Here is a 22,394-nt window from a genome sequence, read left to right as displayed (position 1 = left end):
AAAAAGGGGACGGAGGGGATTAAGTCGTTAGCTGCACACACTGGGCATAAACGACTTAATCCCCTCCGTCCCCTTTTTCCGTCAGGCGTGGAACACGTCGCTTGAGGTCGGCGTGGTCGGGATCGGCGGCGCCGCGCGGCTGCCGCGGTGCACGAACATCTGCTTCCACGCAGCGTAGACCGCGCCGACATACAGCGGCATCAGCACCGTGGTCAGTACCAGCTGGGCGATGAAGGCGGCGGCCAGCGGGCCGCCGATCAGCATCGCGATCTGGATCACGATCACGAACAGGATGTACATGCAGAACGCGGCGATCAGGCCGAGCGCGGCGAACACGAACATCGCACCGATGTTCTCGATGCAGCCCTGCAGGCTCAGGCGCAGCGCGTGCATGCCGCTCTGCTTGTCGAACACCACCAGGGCCGGCTGGGTGAACATCGCCAGCGACAGCGCCACTGCGCTCAGGAACACCAGCAGCATCCACAGCGCGATGCGCTTGGCCGGCAGGTTGGCGACCAGCGCGGCCGCGTCGTCCGGCTTGATCTGCTGGCCGCTGCGGCTGATTTCTTCCATCTTGGTCATGACCTCGCTGAAGGCGGTGAAGCCCTCGCGGCCGATCATCATGAACAACAGCGCGCCCAGCAGCAGGACCGCCAGCACCTGGATCGCCAGCGGCACCAGCAGGTGGCTGACGCGGTGGTCGCGGATCGGCTGCAGCAGGTGCGAGGCCAGGCCCGGGCGGCCTTCGTCGATCTCGCCCACGGCATACAGCATGCCGCCGAACATGATCGGCGAAATGGCCAGGGTCATGAGCTGCACAGCCATGCCGGCGGCGCCGGGAATCAAGGTCGACAGCAGGGTCACCACCCAGCTCACCAGCAGCCAGGTCAGGCCGATCCGGGCCAGCTGCAGCGGCGCACGCCGGTACAGGGAGAACGTATCCAGCAACCACTGGGCGCCCGCCGAGGCCGGCAGCTTGCGAATCTCTTTCATGGACATCCGGGAAGGACAGGAGGGGGCCGGGCGGCTGCCCGTGCCGCCGATTATCCCTGTTTTGCCACCGGCTGGGCTGAAGACAGCCGCGCCTGGCGGACGAAGCGGCGCAACAGCTGGCGGGCCAGTGGTGCGGCGCTGACCGCGCGCTCGATGCTGCGGGCGCAGCCGCCGTGGCGGCCGATGCAGTCGGCGCGGGCGCGCACGTAGCCGCGCATGTGGTGGGTGGCGAATTCCGGATGGAACTGCACGCCCCAGGCCTGGCGCCCCCAGCGGAAGGCGTGGCAGCCGTCCAGCGGCGAGCGTGCCAGCACTTCGGCGCCGTCAGGTGCGCGCAGCACCGTCTGCAGGTGGGTGGCATGGGCGGCGAAATGCTGCGGCAGGCCCTGGAACAGCGGGTCCTGCGCGGCCTGCGGCTGCAGTTCCAGCTCGATCGTGCCGGACTCGCGGCCAGCCGGGTTGTAGGCCACCTCGCCACCCAGCGCGTGTGCCAGCAGCTGGTGGCCGTAGCAGATGCCGAACACCGGCAGGTCGTCGTGGGCGGTCTGGCGCAGCCATGCGGCGCTGCGCTCGCTCCACTCGGCGTGGTCGGTGACGAAGGCGGCCGAACCGGTCACCAGCACACCGGCGAAGGCATGTGGGTCGGGCAGGGCGCCACCGTGTTCAACATCGACCACCACCGTCTCGTGCTCTTCCAGCCCGGCGGCGACGCGGATCCAGTGCGGAAAGCGCCCGTAGCGGCGCAGCGACGGTACCGGGCGGCCGGTTTCAAGGATCAGGAACGGGGCTGGGTTCATCCGGGGGCGGCAGGACTGACAGGACTTCCTCGATTGTAGTCAGCCCCTGCGCCACCTTTTCAAGCCCGGCCTGGCGCAGGGTTCGCAGCCCTTCAGCCCGTGCGGCACGGCTGAAACCGGCCAGATCCATGTCGGCACGGATCTGCCCGCGCAGCCGCGAGCCCAATGGCAGCAACTCATACAGGCCGATGCGGCCAAGGAATCCGGTGCGCCGGCACTCCAGGCAACCGACCGGCCGACAGGGCGTGGCGGCATCTGGATATGCGGCATGGCTATCAGCCAGCACCGCCCAGTCGGCGGCGCCGAGGCTGTGCGGCTGCTTGCAGTGCGGGCACAGCGTGCGCACCAGGCGCTGGGCGAGGATGCCGTTGAGGGTGCTGGCCAGCAGGTAGTGCGGCACGCCCAGGTCGAGCAGGCGGGTAACCGCCGAGGGCGCGTCGTTGGTATGCAGGGTGGACAGCACCAGATGGCCGGTCAGCGAGGCCTGCACCGCCATCTGCGCGGTTTCCAGGTCGCGGATCTCGCCGATCATGATGATGTCCGGGTCCTGCCGCAGCAGCGTGCGCACGCCGCTGGCGAAATCCAGGTCGATGTTGGTCTGCACCTGCATCTGGTTGAACTCGGGCGCGATCATCTCGATCGGGTCCTCCACCGTGCACACGTTCACGTCCGGCGTGGCCAGGCGCTTCAGCGTCGAATACAGGGTGGTGGTCTTGCCCGAGCCGGTCGGGCCGGTGACCAGCACGATGCCGTGCGGGCGTTCGACCAGTGCATTCCAGCCCGCCGCCTCCTGCGGGCTGAAACCGAGCTGGTCGATGCTCTTGAACGCGGCATCCGGGTCGAAGATGCGCATCACGCACTTCTCGCCGAAGGCGGTGGGCATGGTCGACAGGCGCATCTCGACTTCGCGGCCGCCCGGCGAGCGGGTCTTGATGCGGCCGTCCTGCGGGCGCCGGCGTTCGGCCAGGTCCATGCGGCCGAGCACCTTGATGCGACTGACCACGGCGGTCATCACTGCCGGAGGCACCTCGAACACCTTGTGCAGCACGCCGTCGATGCGGAAGCGCATGCGCCCCATCTCGCGGCGCGGCTCCAGGTGGATGTCCGAGGCGCGCTGTTCGTAGGCGTACTGCAGCAGCCAGTCGACGATGTGCACGATGTGCTGGTCGTCGGCGTTGACGTCACCGGTACGGCCCAGCTCGACCAGCTGCTCGAAGCTGGGCAGGGTGGTGTTGGCCTCGCCGCGGACGTCGCCGCGGGCGCCACGCACCGAGCGGGTCACCCCGTAGAACTCCATGGTGTAGCGGTGCAGGTCCAGCGGGTTGACCACCGCCAGCTCGATGCGGCGGCGGGTCAGGTGCTGCAGGTCGCGGCGCCATTCCTGCACCAGTGGCTCGCTGGTGGCCACCAGCACGCGCTCGGCATCCACCGCCAACGGCAGGAAACGGTGGCGGCGCGCGTAGGCATGGGAGACCAGCGCGGTGACCGCGGCGACGTCGACCCGGGTCGGGTCGATGCGCAGGTAGCGGCTGCCGGTGCGCTGCGCCAGCCACTCGGTGAGGCGCTCCAGGGTCAGTTCGCCACCGCCGTTGGCGGCCAGCTTGAGGTTGGACAGCAGCACCAGCGGGTGCACTTCACTGGCGTTGCGTGCGCCCTGCGCGGAAAAGCGCATGCGCTCGCGGTCCTGCTCGGCCACCAGGCCATCGGCGATCAGGGCCGCGGCAATCTGCTCGAACTGCAGCCGTCCCCACGGCAGCGGTACGCCGCCAGCCTCGCCGGGCGTGCCCACCGGCAGCCGATGTTCCATCTGCCTGCTCCTCCCGGGTACGGAATGCCCCGCAGGTCGGCCGTTATACTAACGCACCCCCTTGCCGGCCAAGACTCGTACGCATGTCCGCGACCCCGACCGTTCCGATCACCTTCCAGGGCCTCATCCAGACCCTGAACCAGTTCTGGGCCCAGCAGGGCTGCGTGCTCATCCAGCCGCTCGACCTGGAGGTGGGCGCCGGTACCTTCCACCCGGCCACCTTCCTGCGTGCGATCGGTCCGGAGAGCTGGAACGCGGCCTACGTGCAGCCCTCGCGCCGCCCGACCGACGGCCGCTACGGCGAGAACCCGAACCGTCTGCAGCACTACTACCAGTACCAGGTGGCGATGAAGCCGGCGCCGGACAACATCCAGCAGCTGTACCTGGATTCGCTGAAGGCACTGGGCATCGATCCGCTGGTGCACGACCTGCGTTTCGTCGAGGACAACTGGGAATCGCCGACGCTGGGCGCCTGGGGCCTGGGCTGGGAAGTCTGGCTCAACGGCATGGAGGTGACCCAGTTCACCTACTTCCAGCAGGCCGGTGGCCTGGAGTGCCGCCCGGTGCTGGGCGAGATCACCTACGGTCTCGAGCGCCTGTGCATGTACCTGCAGAACTGCGACAACGTCTACGACCTGGTCTGGACCTACGGCCCGGACGGCCAGCCGGTGACCTACGGCGACGTCTACCACCAGAACGAGGTGGAGCAGAGCACCTACAACTTCGAATACGCCGACGTGGAAGAGATGTTCCACCGTTTCGACGCCTGCGAACGCGAAGCGCAGAAGCTGGTGGAAGTGAACCTGCCGCTGCCGGCCTACGAGCAGGTGATGAAGGCCAGCCACACCTTCAACCTGCTGGATGCGCGCCGCGCGATCAGCGTGACCGAGCGCCAGCGCTACATCCTGCGCGTGCGCGCGCTGGCCCAGGCGGTGGCCAAGGCGTACTACGAGCAGCGCGAGAAGCTGGGCTTCCCGGGCGCGAAGAAGGCCTGACGGCCGCTCCCCCCCTTACTCCGGGGCGCCGGACGCGTCGCGCGCTGCGCCCCCACCACAGGATTGAAACGATGAGCCAACTGTCCCCCCTGCTGATCGAACTGGGCACCGAGGAGCTGCCGGTCAAGGCGCTGCCGGGCCTCGCCCAGGCGTTCTTCGATGGCGTTGTCGACGGCCTGCGCAAGCGCGGCGTCGCGCTGGAACTGGGCGATGCGCGCCCGCTGTCGACTCCGCGCCGCCTGGCCGTGCTGCTGCCGGGCGTCGGCCTGGAACAGCCGGAACAGCACAGCGAAGTGCTGGGCCCGTACCTGAACATCGCGCTGGATGCCGAAGGCCAGCCGACCAAGGCCCTGCAGGGCTTCGCCGCCAAGGCCGGGATCGACTGGACCGCGCTGGAAAAGACCACCGACAACAAGGGTGAGCGCTTCGTGCACCGCGCGGTGACCCCGGGCGCGAGCACCGCCAGCCTGCTGCCGGAGATCCTGCGCGAGGCGATCGCGGCGATGCCGATTCCCAAGCCGATGCGCTGGGGCGACCACGCCTGGGGCTTCGCGCGCCCGGCGCACTGGCTGGTGCTGCTGCACGGCGCCAACGTGGTCGAGGCCGAACTGTTCGGCCTGCAGGCCGGCCGCGTCAGCCGTGGCCATCGCTTCCACCATGACCAGGCGGTGTCGCTGGCGCAGCCGCAGGACTACGTTGAAGCGCTGCGCGCCGCGTTCGTGCTGGTCGACCCGAGCGAGCGCCGCGCGCGCATCGTCGCCGAGGTCGAGGCCGCTGCGGCCAAGGCCGGTGGCAGCGCCCGCATCACCGACGACAACCTGGAGCAGGTGGTGAACCTGGTCGAATGGCCGTCGGCGGTGCTGTGCAGCTTCGAGCCCGCGTTCCTGGCGGTGCCGCAGGAAGCGCTGATCGAGACGATGGAGATCAACCAGAAGTTCTTCCCGGTGCTGGATGCCGCAGGCACGCTGACCGAGAAGTTCATCGGCATCGCCAACATCGAATCGAAGAACGTGGCCGAAGTGGCCAAGGGCTACGAGCGGGTGATCCGTCCGCGTTTCGCCGATGCCAAGTTCTTCTTCGACGAGGACCTGAAGCAGGGCCTGGTGTCGATGGGTGAGGGGCTGAAGACGGTGACCTACCAGGCCAAGCTGGGCAGCGTGGCCGACAAGGTGGCGCGCGTGGCTGCATTGGCCGAAGTGATCGCACCCCAGGTTGGCGCCGATGCCGCGCAGGCCAAGCGGGCTGCCGAACTGGCCAAGAACGACCTGCAGTCGCGCATGGTCAACGAGTTCCCGGAGCTGCAGGGCATCGCCGGCCGCCACTACGCCGTGGCCGGTGGCGAATCGGCCGAGGTGGCGCTGGCCATCGACGAGGCCTACCAGCCGCGCTTCGGTGGTGATGACATCGCGCTGTCGCCGCTGGGCAAGGTGCTGGCCATCGCCGAGCGCGTCGACACGCTGGCCGGTGGCTTCGCCGCAGGCCTGAAGCCGACCGGCAACAAGGACCCGTTCGCGCTGCGCCGCAACGCGCTGGGCCTGGCCCGCACGATCATCGAAAGCGGCTTCGAGCTGGACCTGCGCGCGCTGCTGGCCAGCGCCAACGCCGGCCTGGCCGCACGCAACGTGCAGGCCGATGTCGGCGAGCTGTACGACTTCATCCTCGACCGCCTGAAGGGCTACTACGCCGACAAGGGCGTACCGGCCACGCACTTCAACGCCGTCGCCGAGCTGAAGCCGGCCTCGCTGTACGACTTCGACCGCCGCCTGGATGCGATCGGCACCTTCGCCGCGCTGCCGGAAGCCGAGGCGCTGGCTGCGGCCAACAAGCGCATCCGCAACATCCTCCGCAAGGCCGAAGGCGACATCCCGGCCCAGATCGACCCGGCGCTGCTGCAGGAAGACGCCGAGCGCGCGCTGGCTGAAGCGGTCACCGCGGCCATCGACGACACCGGCGCCAGCCTGCAGCACAAGGACTATGTGGCTGTGCTGGCGCGCCTGGCACGCCTGCGCCCGCAGGTCGACGCGTTCTTCGATGGCGTGATGGTCAATGCCGAGGATCCGGCGCTGCGTGGCAACCGCCTGGCGCTGCTGACGATGCTGGGCGAGCGCCTGGGCAAGGTGGCAGCGATCGAGCATCTGTCGAGCTGACGCCCGTATCGGTAGTGCCGGCCGCTGGCCGGCATTGCCACCGCGCATCGGATCGATCTGCGGGTTGCCGGCCAGCGGCCGGCACTACCGGATCACCGCCGGCGGATGTCCATCGGGGTCATTGCCGGCATCGCGCACGATGCCGGCATCCTCGCCTTCGATTGCGATGATCGCCACAAAGGCGCGTATTTTGACCGCCACTTAACAACCGATCCCCAATGACGTGATGCATTTCGCATCGTCACCTTCGGTCGGTATGCTGTGCCGCATGCAGCCAAAGAAATACGCCCTGCCGCTGATGGTCCTGTCGCTGGCCGCCACCTCCGTGGCCCACGCGCGCGGCACCATCGACAAGGTGGACATCAAGGGATTGGACAAGGGCGACGACGCCGCAATCATCGAGAACATCCAGGAATCGCTGTCGCTGTACGACACGATCGGCAAGGAACAGGGCGAATCGCGCCTGGAGTACCTGCTGTCACAGGCCGAGCGGCAGACCCGCCAGGCACTGGAACCGTTCGGGTACTACAACCCGGTGATCAAGGTCGAGGCGCCGCGCGAGGACGAGCATGTGCGGGTGCTGATCCATGTCGACAAGGGCACCCCGGTGACCGTTCGCCGTGAGCACATCGACATCACCGGGCCGGCGATGTATGACCAGTACCTGCAGGACGACCTGGCCGCATTCAAGCCGCGCAAGGGCCAGCGCTTCGAACATACGCAGTACGAAGCCAGCAAGATCACCGTCACCCGCCGCCTGGCCGAACGTGGCTATTTCGATGCCGACTACACCCAGCGTCAGGTGCAGATCACCCGTGCCGACAACGCCGCCGACATCGACCTGACCTGGGACAGCGGCCGCCGCTACAACATGGGACCGGTGCGTTTCGAGCAGGACTACTTCGTCGACAAGCTGTTCGATCCGCTGGTGTACTGGGAACAGGGCAGCTACTTCCACGAGGGCAAGCTGGACCGGCTGCGCGAGTCGCTGACCAAGCTGGACTACTTCAGCGTGATCGACATCCAGCCGCGGCCCGACCAGGCCGATGCGAACGGCGAAGTGCCGGTGGATGTGAAGCTGACCCGTGCCAAGCGCACCATCTACACTGCGGGTCTGAGCTACGGCAGCGAAAGTGGCCCGGGTGTGCGCGGTGGCATCGAACGGCGGTGGCTGAACAACCGCGGCCACAAGATGAACACGCAGCTGGACTATGCGCAGAAGCGCAAGAGCCTGGTCACCAGCTACCGCATTCCGGCCTTCAACTGGCTTGATGGCTGGTACACCTTCGCTGCCAGCGCCTACGACGAGCAGACCGACTACATCGACCTGCGCAACTTCAAGCTGATCGCCAGCCGCAGCGGTGAGATCAACGAACACTGGACCGCGATCGCCTCGATCAACGCGCTGCGCGAGCGCTGGCGCTATGCCTCCGGCACCGAATTCACCGACGCGGTCTACAACACGTCGACGCTGGTGTACCCGCAGATGGTCGCCGACTACGTCAACGTCGATGACGAACTGTTCCCGCGCAAGGGCATCAGCGGTACTGCGACGATGCGTGCCGGCGTTGAGGGTGCCGGTTCGGACACCAGCTTCGTGCAGGCCAATGCCGTGCTGCGCTGGTACATCCCGGTGGGCGAAAGCAACCGCCTGATCCTGCGCGGCGAGGGTGGCACCACCTGGACCAGTGATCTGGTGGCGATGCCGCCCAGCCTGCGCTACTTCGCCGGTGGTGACCGCAGCATCCGCGGCTATGCCTATCGCGAGGTGGGCCCGCGGACCCCGGCACCGGACAAGTACGTGCTGGGCGCCAAGAACCTGGTGATCGGCTCGGCCGAGTACGAGCACTACTTCAATGGTGGCCCGTGGGGTGCGGCGGTGTTCGTCGATACCGGCAGCGCCTTCGACAACACCATCGATCTGCATACCGGCGTCGGCTTCGGCGTGCGCTGGAAATCGCCGGTGGGCCCGGTGCGCGTGGATATCGCGCATGGCCTGAACAACCCGGATTCGCAGTTCCAGCTGTACCTCAACATCGGAGCGGACCTGTGAGTACGCCCGCACCCACTCCGAACCCGACCACGCCGCCGCGCGTGCGCTTCTACCGCCGCCGCCGCTTCTGGGCCTGGTCCGGTGTGGGCGTGCTGGGCCTGGTGCTGCTGGCCCTGCTGGCGGTGTACTGGCTGCTGCAGACCGTGGCCGGCCGTGACGTGCTGCTGGCGCAGGTGGTGGCACGGCTGCCGGTGGGCGCCAGCTTCACCTGGGACAAGGTGGACGGCCCGGTGGCCGGTCCGCTGACCCTGTACAACGTCGACTTCCGCTACGACGACATCCATTTCCACGCCGAGCGCGCCCATCTGGAGCCGGACCTGCGCCCGCTGCTGGGCCGCAAGCTGCTGCTGGACAAGCTGGAACTGACCAACGCGACGCTGAACCTGGCCAAGAGTGACGAGCCGTTCAAGCTGCCGTCGTGGCCCGATTCGCTGCCGCAGATCGAAATGCCGTTGGCGATCCAGGCCGATGCCATCGCCATCGACGGCTTCCGCATCAGCCAGGCCAACGAGCCGGTGATCGACATCAGTCGCGTGCGCGGCGGCATCGAGATCGCCAATGGCGAGTTCCAGGCACACAAACTGGTGGTGGACAGCGACATGGGCAATTTCACCGCCCAGGGTCGTTACATCCCGGCCAAGGACTACGACACCGATGTGACCGTCACCGCGGTGCTGCCGGCGCCGCGTGGCCGCACGGCCGCCACCGTCGGCCTGGTCGCCCGCGGTGACCTGTCGCACATGGAAGTGGCCGTAGCCGGGCGCGCGCCGAAGCCGCTGCACGCGATGCTGGTGTTCGATGGCCGCACCGATCCGAGCTGGAGCGCCAGCATCCGCAGTGACGAGCTGGATCTGGCGCTGCTGTCGCCGGCACTGGCCAGCTCGGCGATCGCGCCGCTGGCACTGGACTTCACCGCCGCCGGCAAGGGCGGCAACGCCAACCTGCGTGGCAAGGTGAAACAGGGCGATCAGGAACTGGAACTGGCACCGTCGGTGGTGTCGCTGCAGGACCAGGTGCTGAAAGTCTCACCGCTGCTGGTGAAGGGTCTTGGCGGTGAGGCGCGGCTGGAAGGCACGGCCGATTTCAGCCAGGAAGACCAGCAGAAGCTCAACTTCTCGGTGGTCGCACATGACCTGACCTACGTGCCAGCGGCGGACCCGAACACCGCCGGCAGCGCCCCGGTGCCGGTCACCTTGAAGGAAGCGCGCTTCGGCCTGGCCGGTACCCTGAAGGCCTGGGCGGCGATCGGCCGCGCCGAGGTCGAGCGCGACGCGCAGAAGGCACAGCTGCACTTCGATGTGCGCGGCAACGATCAGGCCGCGTCGATCCACCAGCTGCAGGCGCAGACCCCGGGTGGCCAGCTGCAGGTGGAAGGCCAGGTGGCGTGGGCACCGCAGCTGGACTGGGATGCCAAGGCCACGCTGAAGGACTTCGACCCCGGCTACTTCGTGCCGGGCTGGAATGGCCGCCTGTCTGGCAACCTGGCCTCCAAGGGCCGCCAGCTGCCGCCGCCGGCAAACGCACCGCCGGGTACCGCCGGCACGTTGGAAGCCACGGTCGATCTGCCGTCGTTGAAGGGCGTGCTGCGTCAGCGCAACCTGGACGCGCAGGGCAAGTTCGCGCTGCAGGGCGCGCAGGGCCAGGGTGACCTGAAGCTGTCGCTGGGCAGCAGCCGGGTGACCGCTTCGGGCAAGGTCGGTGACCGCCTCGACATCGATGCGCGTTTCGAACCGCTGCAGCTGAGTGACCTGCTGCCGGGCGCCGATGGCGGCCTGCGTGGCCAGGTACAGGTGAAGGGCCCGCGCGATGCGCCGGACATCACCGCCGACCTGGTCGGCAACAACCTCAACTGGGACGGCTATGGTGCCGAGAGCGTGAGCATCAAGGGCCACCTGCCGTGGCGCGGCGACAGCGGCACGCTGGCGATCCAGGGCCAGCAGGTCAATGCCGGCATGCTGCTGGAACGCTTGAATGTGGATGCGCAGGGCAGTGTCTCCAACCTGCGCCTGGCCGCGCAGACCCGCAACGAGATGGGCGCGATCGAGCTGCAGGGCAGCGTGCGCCAGCAGGGCGCGCAGTGGCGCGGCGAGCTGGCCGCGCTGCGCATCGCACCGGTGAAGGGCGATGCCTGGTCGCTGCGTGCACCGGCGGCGTTCGCGATCAACGGCAGCAACTACACGCTGGGCGAAGCCTGCCTGGCCGCCGCCAGCAGCGGCACACTGTGCGCACAGGCCAACTGGCCGCGCGAAGGCCTGGTGGTGCGCAGTGATGCGCTGCCACTGGCGCTGGTGCAGCCGTGGTTGCCGCCACAGTCCGGCCGTCGCATCTACCTGCGTGGCGATGTCAGCCTGGATGCGCAGATCCGCCCGCGCGGCAACGCCTGGGAAGGCCATGTGGAAGTGCGCTCGAAGGAAGGCGGCGTGCGCCTGGGTGAGAACCGCAATGCCGTGGGGGACACCACCCGTGGCGAGCTGGTGCGCTACGACCAGTTCTCGCTCAAGCTCGACATGACCCCGGCCAGCATCAAGGGCTACCTGGGCATGGGCTTCCAGGGCAACGGCTTCGTCGATGCCAGGATGCAGACCGGTTGGGAAGCCAGCGCGCCGTTGAACGGCGAGCTCTATCTCAACATGTCGCGGCTGTACTGGCTGGAGCTGTTCTCGCCGGACATCGTGCGACCGACCGGCCTGATCGAAGGCCACGTCAGCCTGCGCGGCACGCGTGGCCAGCCCTCGCTGGGCGGTGACGCGCAGCTGAGCAACTTCAAGGGTGAATTCCCGGCACTCGGCCTGACCTTCGACCAGGGCAAGGGCAGCTTCGTGGCCCAGCCCGATGGTTCGGCCAAGATCACCGCGCAGGCCAACTCCGGCCAGGGCACGCTGTACGTGGATGGTGGCCTGTCGTGGTTCGGCGATGCACAGCCGCTGCAGTTGAAGATTCACGGCGACAACGTGCTGCTGTCCAACACCAGCGAGCTGCGCATCGTCGCCAATCCCAACCTCGACTTCACCCTGGCCAAGGCCGCGATGGAGCTGCGTGGCACCGTGCACGTGCCCGAGGCCGACATCGATCTGGAGCGCCTGGACCGCGGCACCTCGGTGTCCGAAGACGTGGTGGTGCTCGACCCGGCCGATCCGGAAGAGTCGCGTACCTCGCCGCTGGACATGGAGCTGACCGTCAGCCTCGGTGACAAGGTGAAGATGACCGGCTTCGGCCTGAAGGGCGCGCTGACCGGCAAGATGCAGGTCTGGGCCAAGCCTGGCCGCGAAATGACCGCCAATGGCGGGCTGGAAGTGAGTGGCCGCTACAAGGCGTACGGGCAGGACCTGACCATCACCCGCGGCAACCTCACCTGGAACTACAACGCGGTGTCCGACCCGCGCATCAACATCCGTGCCGAGCGCCGGATCGGTGATGTCACTGCTGGTATCGACGTGACCGGGCGTGCGCAGCAGCCGCGTGCGGACGTGTGGTCCGATCCGGCGATGTCGCAGTCCGAAGCCCTGGCTTATCTGGTGCTGGGACGCAGCCTGACCGGCGCCAGCAGCGACCAGACGCAGCAGGTCAATGCGGCCTCGGCGGCATTGTCGGCCGGCAGCGGCCTGCTGGCCTCGCAGCTGGGTGCCAAGCTGGGTCTGGACGATGCCGGCGTGAGCCAGTCGCGCGCGCTGGGTGGCTCGGTGATCGGCGTCGGCAAGTACATCTCGCCCAAGCTGTACGTCGGTTACGGCGTGTCGCTGGTCGGTGCCGGTTCGGTGATCACGCTGAAGTACCTGCTGCGTCGCGGCTTCGACGTGGAAGTGGAATCGAGCACGGTGGAAAACCGTGGGTCGATCAACTGGCGGCGGGAGAAGTAACGATGCGGTAGTGCCGGCCGCTGGCCGGCAACTGCACCGTATCTCCCGAGTTGCGTGGGTTGCCGGCCAGCGGCCGGCACTACCGTGCACGACGGCCCCAACCATCGGCCGTTGCCCCATCCGCCCCCAGCGGCTATGGTCCCGGGCTGTTCTGTCGTACCGGATTGCCCCATGTCACCACGCAAAGCCCTTCCCACCGCCCTGGCCCTGGGCCTGACCCTCGCCGCCGGCGCCCACGCCGATGAAGGCATGTGGATGCCGACCCAGCTGCCGGAGCTGGCCAAGCCGCTGCAGGCCGCAGGCTTCAAGGGCAATCCGGCCGACCTGGCCAATGTCACCGCACCGCCGCTGAGCGCGGTGGTGCGTGCCGGTGGCGGCACCGGCTCGTTCGTATCGTCGGACGGCCTGCTGCTGACCAACCACCACGTGGCGATGGGCGTGATCCAGTACAACAGCTCGCCCGAGCACGACCTGATCAATGGTGGCTTCATCGCCAGGGACCGCGCCGACGAGCGCCCGGCCAACCCGGACTTCCGCGTGCTGGTCACCGTCGGCTTCGACAAGGTGACCGACCAGGTGCTGGCGCAGGCGCGTGGCAAGACCGGCCGTGCCTACTTCGATGCGGTGGATGCGGCCAGCAAGCAGATCGTGGCCGAGTGCGAGAAGGACGGCAGCGTGCGCTGCTCGGTGGCCAACATGTACTACGGCACCGATTTCTACCGCATTGCCCAGCTGGAGCTGAGCGACGTGCGATTGGTCTACGCGCCGCCGCGTGCGATCGGCAACTACGGCGATGAGATCGACAACTTCATGTGGCCGCGCCACACCGGCGACTTCACCCTGCTGCGCGCCTATGTCGGCAAGGACGGCAAGCCGGCCGCGTACAGCAAGGACAACGTGCCCTACCAGGCGCCGGCGCACCTGCAGATGTCGGTGGAAGGTCCGAAGGAAGGTGACTACGCGATGCTGGCCGGTTACCCGGGCATTACCTATCGCCACCGTACCGCGGCCGAATTCGCTGGCCAGATCGATACCGTGCTGCCGCGCCGCGTATCGGTGTTCCAGCAGATGATCGACACTATCGAGGCCGCCAGTGCCAAGGACGCGCAGGCGCGCACCCGCTACGCCTCGCAGCTGCAGTCGCTGAAGAACAACCGCAAGCGCGCCGCCGGTGAGCTGGAAGGCCTGCTGCGCAGCGACGCCAAGGCCCAGCGTGCCGCCGACGAGACGGCGATGCTGGCTGCCACCGACCGCAAGTACCAGGGCGATATCAAGGCGCTGCTGACCAACCTGTCGCAGGGCGCGGCGGTGGGCGAACGTGACCTGCTGCTGGACCAGATGGCCGCACAGAGCCAGCTGCTGCGCTCGGCGCTGCTGCTGGAACGCCTGCGTATCGAATCTGCCAAGCCGGACGCGCAGCGCGAGAGTGGTTTCCAGCAGCGCGACCAGGCGATGATCGAAGGCGTGCTCAAGCAGGTCCAGCGCCGCTACGCGCCGGAGGTCGAGAAGGCGCTGCTGACCACCCTGCTGACCCGTTACCAGCAGCTGCCGGAAGCGCAGCGCGTGGCCGAGTTCGATACGGCCTTCGGCCGTACCCCGGAGCAGCTGGCGAAGGCACTGGACACCCTGTACGCCGGCACCCAGCTGGGTGAAGAGGCACAGCGCCTGTCCCGTTTCGCTGCTGCGCGCGAAGGCAAGGCGCTGGCCGCCGATCCGCTGATCACCGTGGCCGCCCCGCTGGTGGCCGCGCAGCTGCGCATCGAGAACGAAAGCAAGACCCGCGAAGGCGAGCAGCTGCGCCTGCGCCCGGCCTACATGCAGGCGCTGTTCGCCTGGCGTGCCAAGCAGGGCCGCGCGGTGTACCCGGATGCCAACCGCACCCTGCGCATCAGCTACGGCAAGGTCGAAGCGCTGCATCCGCGCGACGGCGTGACCTACTCGCCGGTGACCACCGTGGCCGGCATCGTCGAGAAGAACACCAACGCCTATCCGTTCGATGCGCCGAAGCCGCTGCTGGCCGCGATCGGCAAGGGTGACTTCGGCAGCACCGCCGACCCGGCGCTGAAGACCCAGACGGTCAACTTCCTGACCAACCTGGATACCACCGGCGGCAACTCCGGCTCGCCGGTGCTCAACGCCAAGGGCGAACTGATCGGCCTGAACTTCGACAGCAACTGGGAATCGGTCAGCGCCAGCTGGTGGTTCGACCCGCGCTACAAGCGCGCCGTGCACGTGGACATGCGCTACCTGCGCTGGCTGCTGGCCAAGGTCTACCCGGCGCCCGAGCTGCTGAAGGAAATGGGCGTGCCGGCCCAATAAGAAGCCGGCCACGACCAACGGTCGTGGCCCGCACCGCGTAGGCCCCCACCTTGGTGGGGGTGGTTGCCCCCAACGAGCCCGCACCCCCGGCCATGCCTGGCCTACACTGCGGGTTCTTCCGACGGAAACGCACGCGTGGTCTCCAGCTGGATCCTGCTGCTGGTCTCGGTTGCCTATGCCGCGCTGCTGTTCGGCGTGGCGTGGTGGGGTGACCGTCGGCCGATGTACCCCGACCGGCCGTGGCTGCGGCCGGTGGTCTACAGCCTGGCACTGGCCGTGTACTGCTCGTCGTGGACGTTCTACGGTGCGGTCGGTACCGCCGTGCGCAACGGCGTGGGCTACCTGCCGATCTATATCGGTCCGTTGCTGCTGCTGTTGTTCGGCTGGCGCATCATCGAGCGCCTGGCGCTGATCGCACGCAGCCAGAACGTGGTGTCCATCGCCGACTTCATTTCTTCGCGCTTCGGTCGCTCGCGGCGGCTGGCGGCGCTGGTGGCGATCATCGCGCTGATCGGCATCATTCCGTACCTGGCCCTGCAGTACAAAGCAGTGGCGATGAGCCTGCAGGTACTGACCGGCAACACCGGCCCCACTGGCTTCTTCACCGATCCCGCGCTGTACGTGGCGCTGCTGATGGCGCTGTTCGCCACCCTGTTCGGCACCCGCCAGGTCGACGCCACCGAGCACCACCACGGCATGATGCTGGCGATCGCCTTCGAATCGGTGATCAAGCTGCTGGCCATGCTGGCCGTGGGCGTGTTCGCCTACCTGTGGCTGAGCAACCGCACCGACGCGGTGGTCGAGTCGGTGCATACGCTGTTCACCGGCCTGCCGCCGGTGGGCTTCATCTCGCAGACCCTGCTCAGCTTCTTGGCCATCATCTGCCTGCCACGCCAGTTCCACGTGGCCGTGGTCGAGTGCGGTGACGTGCGCGACGTACGCCGCGCGCGCTGGATGTTCGGTGGCTACCTGGTACTGATCTCGGGCATGGTGCTGCCGATCGCCACCGCCGGCGTGACCCTGTTCGGCACCGGCGGCAGCGTCGCCGACGACTCGATGGTGCTGGCCCTGCCGCTGGCCGAAGGCCGCAACGCGCTGGCGCTGATCGCCTATGTGGGCGGCTTCTCCGCTGCCACCGGCATGGTCATCGTCTCGTCCATTGCGCTGGCCACCATGGTCAGCAACGACCTGGTGATGCCGGTGCTGCTGCGTCGCAGTGGCGACCATCAGGAAGCCGCCGACGTTGCCTCGCGCGTGCTGTGGATCCGCCGCCTGGCGATTCTGCTGCTGGCGCTGATGGCGTACAGCTACTACCGCACCAGCAGCAACGACAGCACGCTGGCCTCGTATGGCCTGATGGCGTTCGCAGCGGTGGCGCAGTTTGCGCCGGGCCTGATCGGCGGCCTGTACTGGCGCGGTGCCAGCCGGCGCGGCGTCGAGGTGGGCATGCTGCTCGGCTTTGCCACCTGGCTGTACACCCTGCTGCTGCCGGCGATGACGATGGCCGGCTGGGTCGATGCTGGCTGGGTGCAGCACGGCCCGTTCGGCATCGAGTGGCTGCGCCCGCAGCAGCTGTTCGGCATGACCGGCTGGGACCCGCTGACCCATGGCACGTTCTGGTCGCTGCTGGTCAATGCGGCGACGATGATGCTGGTGTCCGCACGCTGGCGGCCCGGTGTGGACGAGCGGCTGCGCGCCGCGCCGTTCCTCGACCCGTATGCCGAGCGCCCGTCGGTGGCCGGTGGCTGGCCCGGTCATGTGCACGTGGGCGACCTGCTGGCACTGGCCTCGCGCGTAGTGGGTGAACGCCATGCGCGACGTTCGTTCTTCGAACAGGCGCAGTCACTGGGCCGTGAGCTGCAATCCTCGGCACCTGCCGACCGTCCGTGGGTGCAGTTCACCGAGCGCCTGCTGGCCGCCTCGATCGGTGCGGCATCGGCGCGCCTGCTGCTGACCAGCCTGCTGCGTGGCTCGGGCATGGACCTGGGCGAAGTGGTGGCGGTGCTGGACGAAGCGGGGCAGGAGCTGCGCTTCAACCGCGAGATCCTGTCGACCACGCTGGAGAACATCAGCGCCGGGGTCAGCGTGGTCGACCCGGACATGCGACTGACCGCTTGGAACCGGCGTTACCAGGACATGTTCGGCTACCCCGACGGCATGCTCTACGTGGGCCGCCCGGTGGCCGACCTGATCCGCTACAACGCCGAGCGCGGCGAGCTGGGCGAGGGCGATATCGAAGTGCAGATCAACCGCCGCATCGGCTACATGCGTGCCGGTTCACCGCACGTGTTCGAGCGCACCCGCAGCGATGGCAAGGTGATCGAGATGCGCGGCCAGGCGCTGCCCGGCGGCGGTTACGTGACCAGCTACAACGACATCACCGACTACAAGCACGCGGAAAAAGCGCTGCTGGAAGCCAATGAGACGCTGGAACAGCGCGTGGCCGAGCGCTCGCATGAAGCCGAGGTCGCGCAGCAGTCGAAGACCCGCTTCCTGGCAGCGATCAGCCATGACGTGCTGCAGCCACTGAACGCCGCACGCCTGTTCGCTTCTGCGCTGCGCGACAGCGATCACGTGAGCGATGAGCAGAAGCACCTGGCCGAGCGTGTGGATGCGTCGTTGCGTGCGGCCGAAGAGCTGCTCGATGGCCTGCTGGACGTATCGCGGCTGGATGCCGGTGGCCTGCACCCGGTGATCGGCGAGTTCGACGTGAGTGCGTTGATGCGTGAGCTGGCCGCGCAGTACACCCCGGTCGCCGCCGGCCGTGGTCTGCGCCTGGACCTGTTCGCACGCCCGGCATGGGTGCGCAGTGACCGCCGCCTGCTGCGCCGCGTGCTACAGAACTTCCTGGCCAATGCGCTGCGCTACACCCGCCAGGGCCGCATCGTGCTGGCCGTGCGCCAACGCGGCGATGAAGTGGAACTGCAGGTGTGGGATACCGGCCCCGGCATTCCCGAGCACCATATGCGGCAGATCTTCGACGAGTTCCACCGCTACCAGCAACCATTCGACTGGGGCGAACAGGGATTGGGCCTGGGCCTGTCGATCTGCCAACGCATCTCGCGCCTGCTCGACCATCGGTTGAACGCACGCAGCCGGGTCGGCAAGGGCTCGATGTTCTCGATCATCCTGCCGCGGGTGGCACCGCTGCCGGGCTACACCGAGCTGGCCACACCCGCACAGACCGTCGCCGCGCCAGTACGCAGCGATTCGCTGGCGGGCCTGCGCGTGCTGTGCGTGGACAACGACGAGGAGATCCTCGACGGCATGCGCGCACTGCTGGGCCGTTGGCAGGTGCAGGTGATCACTGCGGCCACCGTCGACCAGGCGCTGGAGAAGATCGCCGAGCACCCACAGGTGATGCTGGTGGATTACCACCTGCACGACCGCATGGACGGCCTGGATGCGCTGGTAGCGCTGCGCGAGGCGGCCGGTTACCCGCTGCCGGGCGCACTGCTGACCGCCGATGGTCGCGACGAGCTGAAGCGGATGGCGCGCGAACGCGGCTACCGCGTGCTGACCAAGCCGATCAAGCCGGCCTCGCTGCGCGCCTTCCTGGGCGCGCTGCGCGATGCGCAGTAGATCCACGCCATGCGTGGATGTGACGTCAGGTAGTGCCGGCCGCTGGCCGGCAACCACGTAATCGCGGAAGCGTTACCCCAGGCCGTGCAGGTGTTCGTACAGGATCGTCGCGCCGATGATCACCAGGATCACGCCGCCGATGATCTCGGCACGCTTGCCGACCATGCTGCCCAGCACGCGGCCGAGCATGATGCCGACGGTGACCATGGTCAGCGTGCACAGGCCGATCACTGCAGCCATCACGCCGATATGCACGTCCATGAAAGCCAGGCCGATACCCACCGCCATCGCGTCGATGCTGGTGGCGAAACCGGTCAGCGCCAGCTTCCAGAAGCCGTGGTGCTGCGAGGGGTCTTCGTCTTCGTCGGCACTGTCCGGACGCAGGCCGTTGTAGATCATGTGGATGCCCAGTGCGCCGAGCAGGCCGAAGGCGATCCAGTGGTCGAAGGCTTCGACGTACTGCAGGGCGGCACGGCCGAGCAGCCAGCCGATGATGGGCGTGATCGCCTCGATGACGCCGAAGATGATGCCGGCACGCAGTGCGTCGCGGAATACCGGCTTGCGCATGGCCGCACCCTTGCCGATTGCAGCGGCGAAGGCATCGGTGGACATGGCAAAGCCGATCAGGAGGATCGAAATGGGGGACATGGGCGGCGGCTGAGGTCGGGCTAGGACGGACGCACGGCCTGCGCTCGCGCCCAACCTGACGTTGCGCGCGCGGGCCGCTGGTCTCGCCAACCATCATGGTTGTCCACGCCACGGCGCACTGGCCGAGTATGTTGACGTGGACGATTCCTGCGTAGGAATCCGGCTACTCCCCAAGGGGACGCGCAGCTTAGCATCGCGATTCACGCGCGGCGCATTTCCAGCGAAACGCGCAGGCAGGGCTGGTTTGTATAGCGATGGCTATATCGAGAGCGCAGCCGTGCCTGGTAGTGCCGGCCGCTGGCCGGCAGGTGCACCATCAAAAGCGTGCCAAGCAAGCTTGGCACCTACCAATGCAGTATCAGATGATGTCGCGCGTTTCAGGGGATTGCCGGCCAGCGGCCGGCACTACCTTCAGTCTTCTTCCGGCGGCAGCACGATGGCGTCGTCGTCGATCGCCAGCTTGCCGGCCATCAGCACGGCCTGGGTGCGGTTGGTCACGCCCAGCTTGCGCAGGATCGCGGTGACGTGGGCCTTGATCGTCGCTTCGGACACGTTGAGGTCGTAGGCGATCTGCTTGTTCAAGCGGCCGGCGCCGAGCATCTGCAAAACGCGGAACTGCTGCGGGGTCAGCTCGCGCAGGCGCTGGCCGACTTCGCGTTCCTCGCTGCCGGTGGGCGGCACGTTGTGCGCTTCCGGCGGTGCCCAGGTCTCGCCATCGAGGATGGTGCCCAGCGCGTGGCCGATGGTGTCCGAATCCGCAGACTTCGGAATGAAGCCCAGCGCGCCGTGGTCGAGCGCGCGGCGCATCACCGTGGCTTCTTCGCGCGCGGACACCACGACCACCGGTAGCTGTGGATGCAGCGAGCGCATGTGCACCAGCGCGTTGAAACCCTGCGCACCGGGCATGTTGAGATCCATCAGAACCAGGTCGGCGTCGTTGTGCTGGTCGGCCAGCGCGTACAGCGCTTCCACGCTGTCGGCTTCGAACAGCTGCACGCCGGGGATGACCCGCTGTACCGCCCCACGCAGGGCTTCGCGGAACAGCGGGTGGTCATCGGCAATCAGGAGGGTGGTCATGGGTCGAGCTTATCGATCAGGAAAAAGAGCGACGTGATGGCAGGTGCAGGACGGGTCGGACACGGCCGGGTCCCTCCTCCCGGCCACGTCCCTGGCGCGTCCTGCGCCTGCGGTCACGCCATCAGCGCACCTTGCGCTCGTCCACCAGTGACGCCACCACCGACGGATCGGCCAGGGTCGAGGTGTCGCCAAGCTGGTCCGGTGCGTTCTCGGCGATCTTGCGCAGGATGCGGCGCATGATCTTGCCCGAGCGGGTCTTCGGCAGGCCCGGCGCCCACTGCAGGTGGTCCGGCGTGGCGATCGGGCCGATTTCCTTGCGCACCCACGCAATCAGCTCCTTGTGCAGCTCATCGGTCGGCGCCTCTTCGGCCACCAGCGTCACGTACGCATAGATGCCCTGGCCCTTCACGTCGTGCGGGAAGCCGACCACGGCCGCTTCGGCCACCTTCGGGTGCGAGACCAGAGCGCTTTCCACTTCGGCGGTGCCGATGCGGTGGCCGGACACGTTGATCACATCGTCCACGCGGCCGGTGATCCAGTAGTAGCCGTCTTCGTCGCGGCGGCAACCGTCACCGGTGAAATAGCTGCCCGGGTAGGTGCGGAAATACGTATCGATGAAGCGCTGATGGTCGCCGTACACCGTGCGCATCTGGCCCGGCCAGGAATCGCGGATGATCAGGTTGCCCTCGGTCGGGCCGTCCTGGATCTCGCCATCGGCGTTGACCAGCGCCGGCTGCACGCCGAAGAAGGGCAGGGTGGCCGAGCCCGGCTTGAGGTCCATCGCGCCGGCCAGCGGCGAGATCAGGATGCCGCCGGTCTCGGTCTGCCACCAGGTATCGACGATCGGGCAGCGGCTGTCGCCGACCACCTCGTAGTACCAGCGCCAGGCTTCCGGATTGATCGGTTCGCCGACGCTGCCGAGCAGGCGCAGCGACGCGCGCGAGGTCTTCTTCACCGGCTCCTCGCCTTCGCGCATCAGTGCGCGGATGGCGGTCGGGGCGGTGTAGAAGATGCTCACCTTGTGCTTGTCGATGACGTTCCAGAAGCGCGAGGTGTCGGGGTAGTTGGGCACGCCTTCGAACATCAGCGAGGTCGCGCCGTTGGCCAGCGGGCCGTACACGATGTAGCTGTGGCCGGTGACCCAGCCGACGTCGGCGGTGCACCAGTAGATGTCGTCCTCGCGCAGATCGAACACCGCTTCATGGGTGTAGGCCGCGTACAGCAGGTAGCCGCCGGTGGTGTGCAGCACGCCCTTCGGCTTGCCGGTGGAACCGGAGGTGTAGAGGATGAACAGCGGGTCTTCCGCGTTCATGCGTTCCGGTTCGCAGGTAGCCGGCTGGCTGTCCACCACATCGTGGAACCAGCGATCGCGCGGCGCCTGCATGTCCACCGCGCCACCGGTGTGGCGCACTACCAGCACGGTTTCAACCGTGTTCGTGCCGGGCAGCTTCAGCGCTGCATCGACGTTGGCCTTCAGCGGAATCTTCCGACCACCGCGCAGACCCTCGTCTGCGGTGATGATCAGCTTACTCTGGCAGTCGCTGACGCGGTCGGCGATCGAGTTCGGTGCGAAGCCACCGAACACCACCGAGTGGATCGCACCGATGCGTGCGCAGGCCAGCATGGCCACGGCGGCGTCGACGATCATCGGCAGGTAGATGGTGACCCGGTCGCCCTTCTTGACCCCGAGGTTGCGCAGCGCATTGCCGAGGCGGCAGGTGCGCTCGTACAGCTCGCGATAGGTCACGTGCTGCGCCGGTGCGTCCGGGCCGTCCGGCTCGAACAGCAGGGCGGTCTTGTCGCCACGCTTCTCCAGCTGGCGGTCCAGGCAGTTCACGCTGGCATTGAGCTCGCCATCTTCGAACCACTTGATGTGGAAATCGGACAGGTCGTAGCTGACGTTCTTGATCTTCGTCGGCTTGCGCATCCACTCCAGGCGCTCGGCGGCCTTGCCCCAGAAACCATCCGGGTCGGTCACCGAAGCCTGGTACTGCTGTTCGTACGACGTCTTGTCGATGCGTGCCTTGGCGGCGAACTGCGGATCGACGGGGTAGATATCAGCCATGGCACCCTCACTTGCACGTTGACTTTGTATGTGCGGTCGCAGCATCGCAGCGAC

Annotated in this window: 12 protein-coding genes and 1 riboswitch; of the genes, 6 read left to right on the top strand and 6 right to left on the bottom strand. The window is 67.5% G+C overall.

Features of this window, described 5'->3' with window-relative positions:
* Nucleotides 1-81: 81 nt before the first annotated feature.
* From ACX9OT_RS14010 to ACX9OT_RS14000, 3 genes are read right to left on the bottom strand one after another with little or no spacing between them, the layout of a single operon-like run.
* Nucleotides 82-993 carry a BPSS1780 family membrane protein gene (locus ACX9OT_RS14010; protein WP_043399673.1) on the bottom strand — a complete coding sequence of 304 codons (912 nt, stop codon included), beginning with the start codon at nucleotides 991-993 and terminating at the stop codon, nucleotides 82-84.
* A gap of 50 nt (nucleotides 994-1,043) precedes the next feature.
* The gene (locus ACX9OT_RS14005; RefSeq protein WP_005411673.1) at nucleotides 1,044-1,790 is read right to left on the bottom strand and encodes a glutamine amidotransferase; all 747 of its coding nucleotides are present in this window, start codon (nucleotides 1,788-1,790) and stop codon (nucleotides 1,044-1,046) included.
* Nucleotides 1,762-3,597: a GspE/PulE family protein gene (locus ACX9OT_RS14000; protein ID WP_049424290.1), complete on the bottom strand. Its 1,836-nt coding sequence runs from the start codon at nucleotides 3,595-3,597 to the stop codon at nucleotides 1,762-1,764. Before ACX9OT_RS14000 ends, ACX9OT_RS14005 begins: the two co-directional genes overlap by 29 nt.
* 83 nt (nucleotides 3,598-3,680) lie before the next feature.
* On the opposite strand from ACX9OT_RS14000, the gene glyQ reads away from it, so the two are divergent.
* The 6 genes from glyQ to ACX9OT_RS13970 all read left to right on the top strand — a co-directional run bounded on the left by glyQ (nucleotide 3,681) and on the right by ACX9OT_RS13970 (nucleotide 18,550).
* The gene (glyQ, locus tag ACX9OT_RS13995; protein ID WP_459002554.1) at nucleotides 3,681-4,592 is read left to right on the top strand and encodes a glycine--tRNA ligase subunit alpha; all 912 of its coding nucleotides are present in this window, start codon (nucleotides 3,681-3,683) and stop codon (nucleotides 4,590-4,592) included.
* A gap of 71 nt (nucleotides 4,593-4,663) precedes the next feature.
* Nucleotides 4,664-6,739, top strand: coding sequence for a glycine--tRNA ligase subunit beta (glyS, locus tag ACX9OT_RS13990; protein ID WP_277778808.1), 2,076 nt, complete (start codon nucleotides 4,664-4,666; stop codon nucleotides 6,737-6,739).
* 256 nt (nucleotides 6,740-6,995) lie between these two features.
* Nucleotides 6,996-8,792 (top strand): autotransporter assembly complex protein TamA, encoded by a 1,797-nt coding sequence (locus ACX9OT_RS13985; protein ID WP_277778845.1) that lies wholly within the window; start codon nucleotides 6,996-6,998, stop codon nucleotides 8,790-8,792.
* Nucleotides 8,789-12,649, top strand: coding sequence for a translocation/assembly module TamB domain-containing protein (locus ACX9OT_RS13980; protein WP_049424283.1), 3,861 nt, complete (start codon nucleotides 8,789-8,791; stop codon nucleotides 12,647-12,649). The genes ACX9OT_RS13985 and ACX9OT_RS13980 overlap by 4 nt, the downstream gene beginning before the upstream one ends.
* 171 nt (nucleotides 12,650-12,820) lie before the next feature.
* The gene (locus ACX9OT_RS13975) at nucleotides 12,821-14,968 is read left to right on the top strand and encodes a S46 family peptidase (protein WP_459002551.1); all 2,148 of its coding nucleotides are present in this window, start codon (nucleotides 12,821-12,823) and stop codon (nucleotides 14,966-14,968) included.
* A 135-nt stretch (nucleotides 14,969-15,103) separates the two neighbouring features.
* Nucleotides 15,104-18,550, top strand: a complete 3,447-nt coding sequence (locus ACX9OT_RS13970; protein WP_049399156.1) for a hybrid sensor histidine kinase/response regulator — start codon at nucleotides 15,104-15,106, stop codon at nucleotides 18,548-18,550.
* 72 nt (nucleotides 18,551-18,622) lie between these two features.
* Here the strand turns inward: ACX9OT_RS13970 and ACX9OT_RS13965 are convergent, their stop codons facing one another.
* The 3 genes from ACX9OT_RS13965 to acs form a co-directional block, all read right to left on the bottom strand.
* Complete coding sequence (locus ACX9OT_RS13965; protein ID WP_032128462.1) at nucleotides 18,623-19,198, bottom strand: manganese efflux pump MntP; 576 nt, start codon at nucleotides 19,196-19,198, stop codon at nucleotides 18,623-18,625.
* Nucleotides 19,199-19,286: 88 nt separating this feature from the next.
* Nucleotides 19,287-19,376: riboswitch (yybP-ykoY riboswitch) on the bottom strand.
* Nucleotides 19,377-19,609: 233 nt separating this feature from the next.
* The gene (locus ACX9OT_RS13960) at nucleotides 19,610-20,275 is read right to left on the bottom strand and encodes a response regulator transcription factor (protein WP_005420420.1); all 666 of its coding nucleotides are present in this window, start codon (nucleotides 20,273-20,275) and stop codon (nucleotides 19,610-19,612) included.
* 121 nt (nucleotides 20,276-20,396) lie between these two features.
* Complete coding sequence (acs, locus tag ACX9OT_RS13955; protein ID WP_180844895.1) at nucleotides 20,397-22,340, bottom strand: acetate--CoA ligase; 1,944 nt, start codon at nucleotides 22,338-22,340, stop codon at nucleotides 20,397-20,399.
* Between the last annotated feature and the right edge of the window lie 54 nt (nucleotides 22,341-22,394).

It is taken from the genome of Stenotrophomonas genospecies 3 (assembly GCF_054473855.1).
Note: the sequence above shows the minus strand (reverse complement) of the source record. Positions and strands in the feature narration are given on the sequence as shown.

Coding starts and splice junctions, on each gene's coding strand:
- ACX9OT_RS14010 (WP_043399673.1), bottom strand. CDS start 993: ATGAAAGAGATTCGCAAGCTGCCGGCCTCGGCGGGCGCCCAGTGGTTG.
- acs (WP_180844895.1), bottom strand. CDS start 22,340: ATGGCTGATATCTACCCCGTCGATCCGCAGTTCGCCGCCAAGGCACGC.
- ACX9OT_RS14005 (WP_005411673.1), bottom strand. CDS start 1,790: ATGAACCCAGCCCCGTTCCTGATCCTTGAAACCGGCCGCCCGGTACCG.
- ACX9OT_RS13965 (WP_032128462.1), bottom strand. CDS start 19,198: ATGTCCCCCATTTCGATCCTCCTGATCGGCTTTGCCATGTCCACCGAT.
- ACX9OT_RS13960 (WP_005420420.1), bottom strand. CDS start 20,275: ATGACCACCCTCCTGATTGCCGATGACCACCCGCTGTTCCGCGAAGCC.
- glyQ (WP_459002554.1), top strand. CDS start 3,681: ATGTCCGCGACCCCGACCGTTCCGATCACCTTCCAGGGCCTCATCCAG.
- ACX9OT_RS14000 (WP_049424290.1), bottom strand. CDS start 3,597: ATGGAACATCGGCTGCCGGTGGGCACGCCCGGCGAGGCTGGCGGCGTA.
- glyS (WP_277778808.1), top strand. CDS start 4,664: ATGAGCCAACTGTCCCCCCTGCTGATCGAACTGGGCACCGAGGAGCTG.
- ACX9OT_RS13985 (WP_277778845.1), top strand. CDS start 6,996: ATGCTGTGCCGCATGCAGCCAAAGAAATACGCCCTGCCGCTGATGGTC.
- ACX9OT_RS13975 (WP_459002551.1), top strand. CDS start 12,821: ATGTCACCACGCAAAGCCCTTCCCACCGCCCTGGCCCTGGGCCTGACC.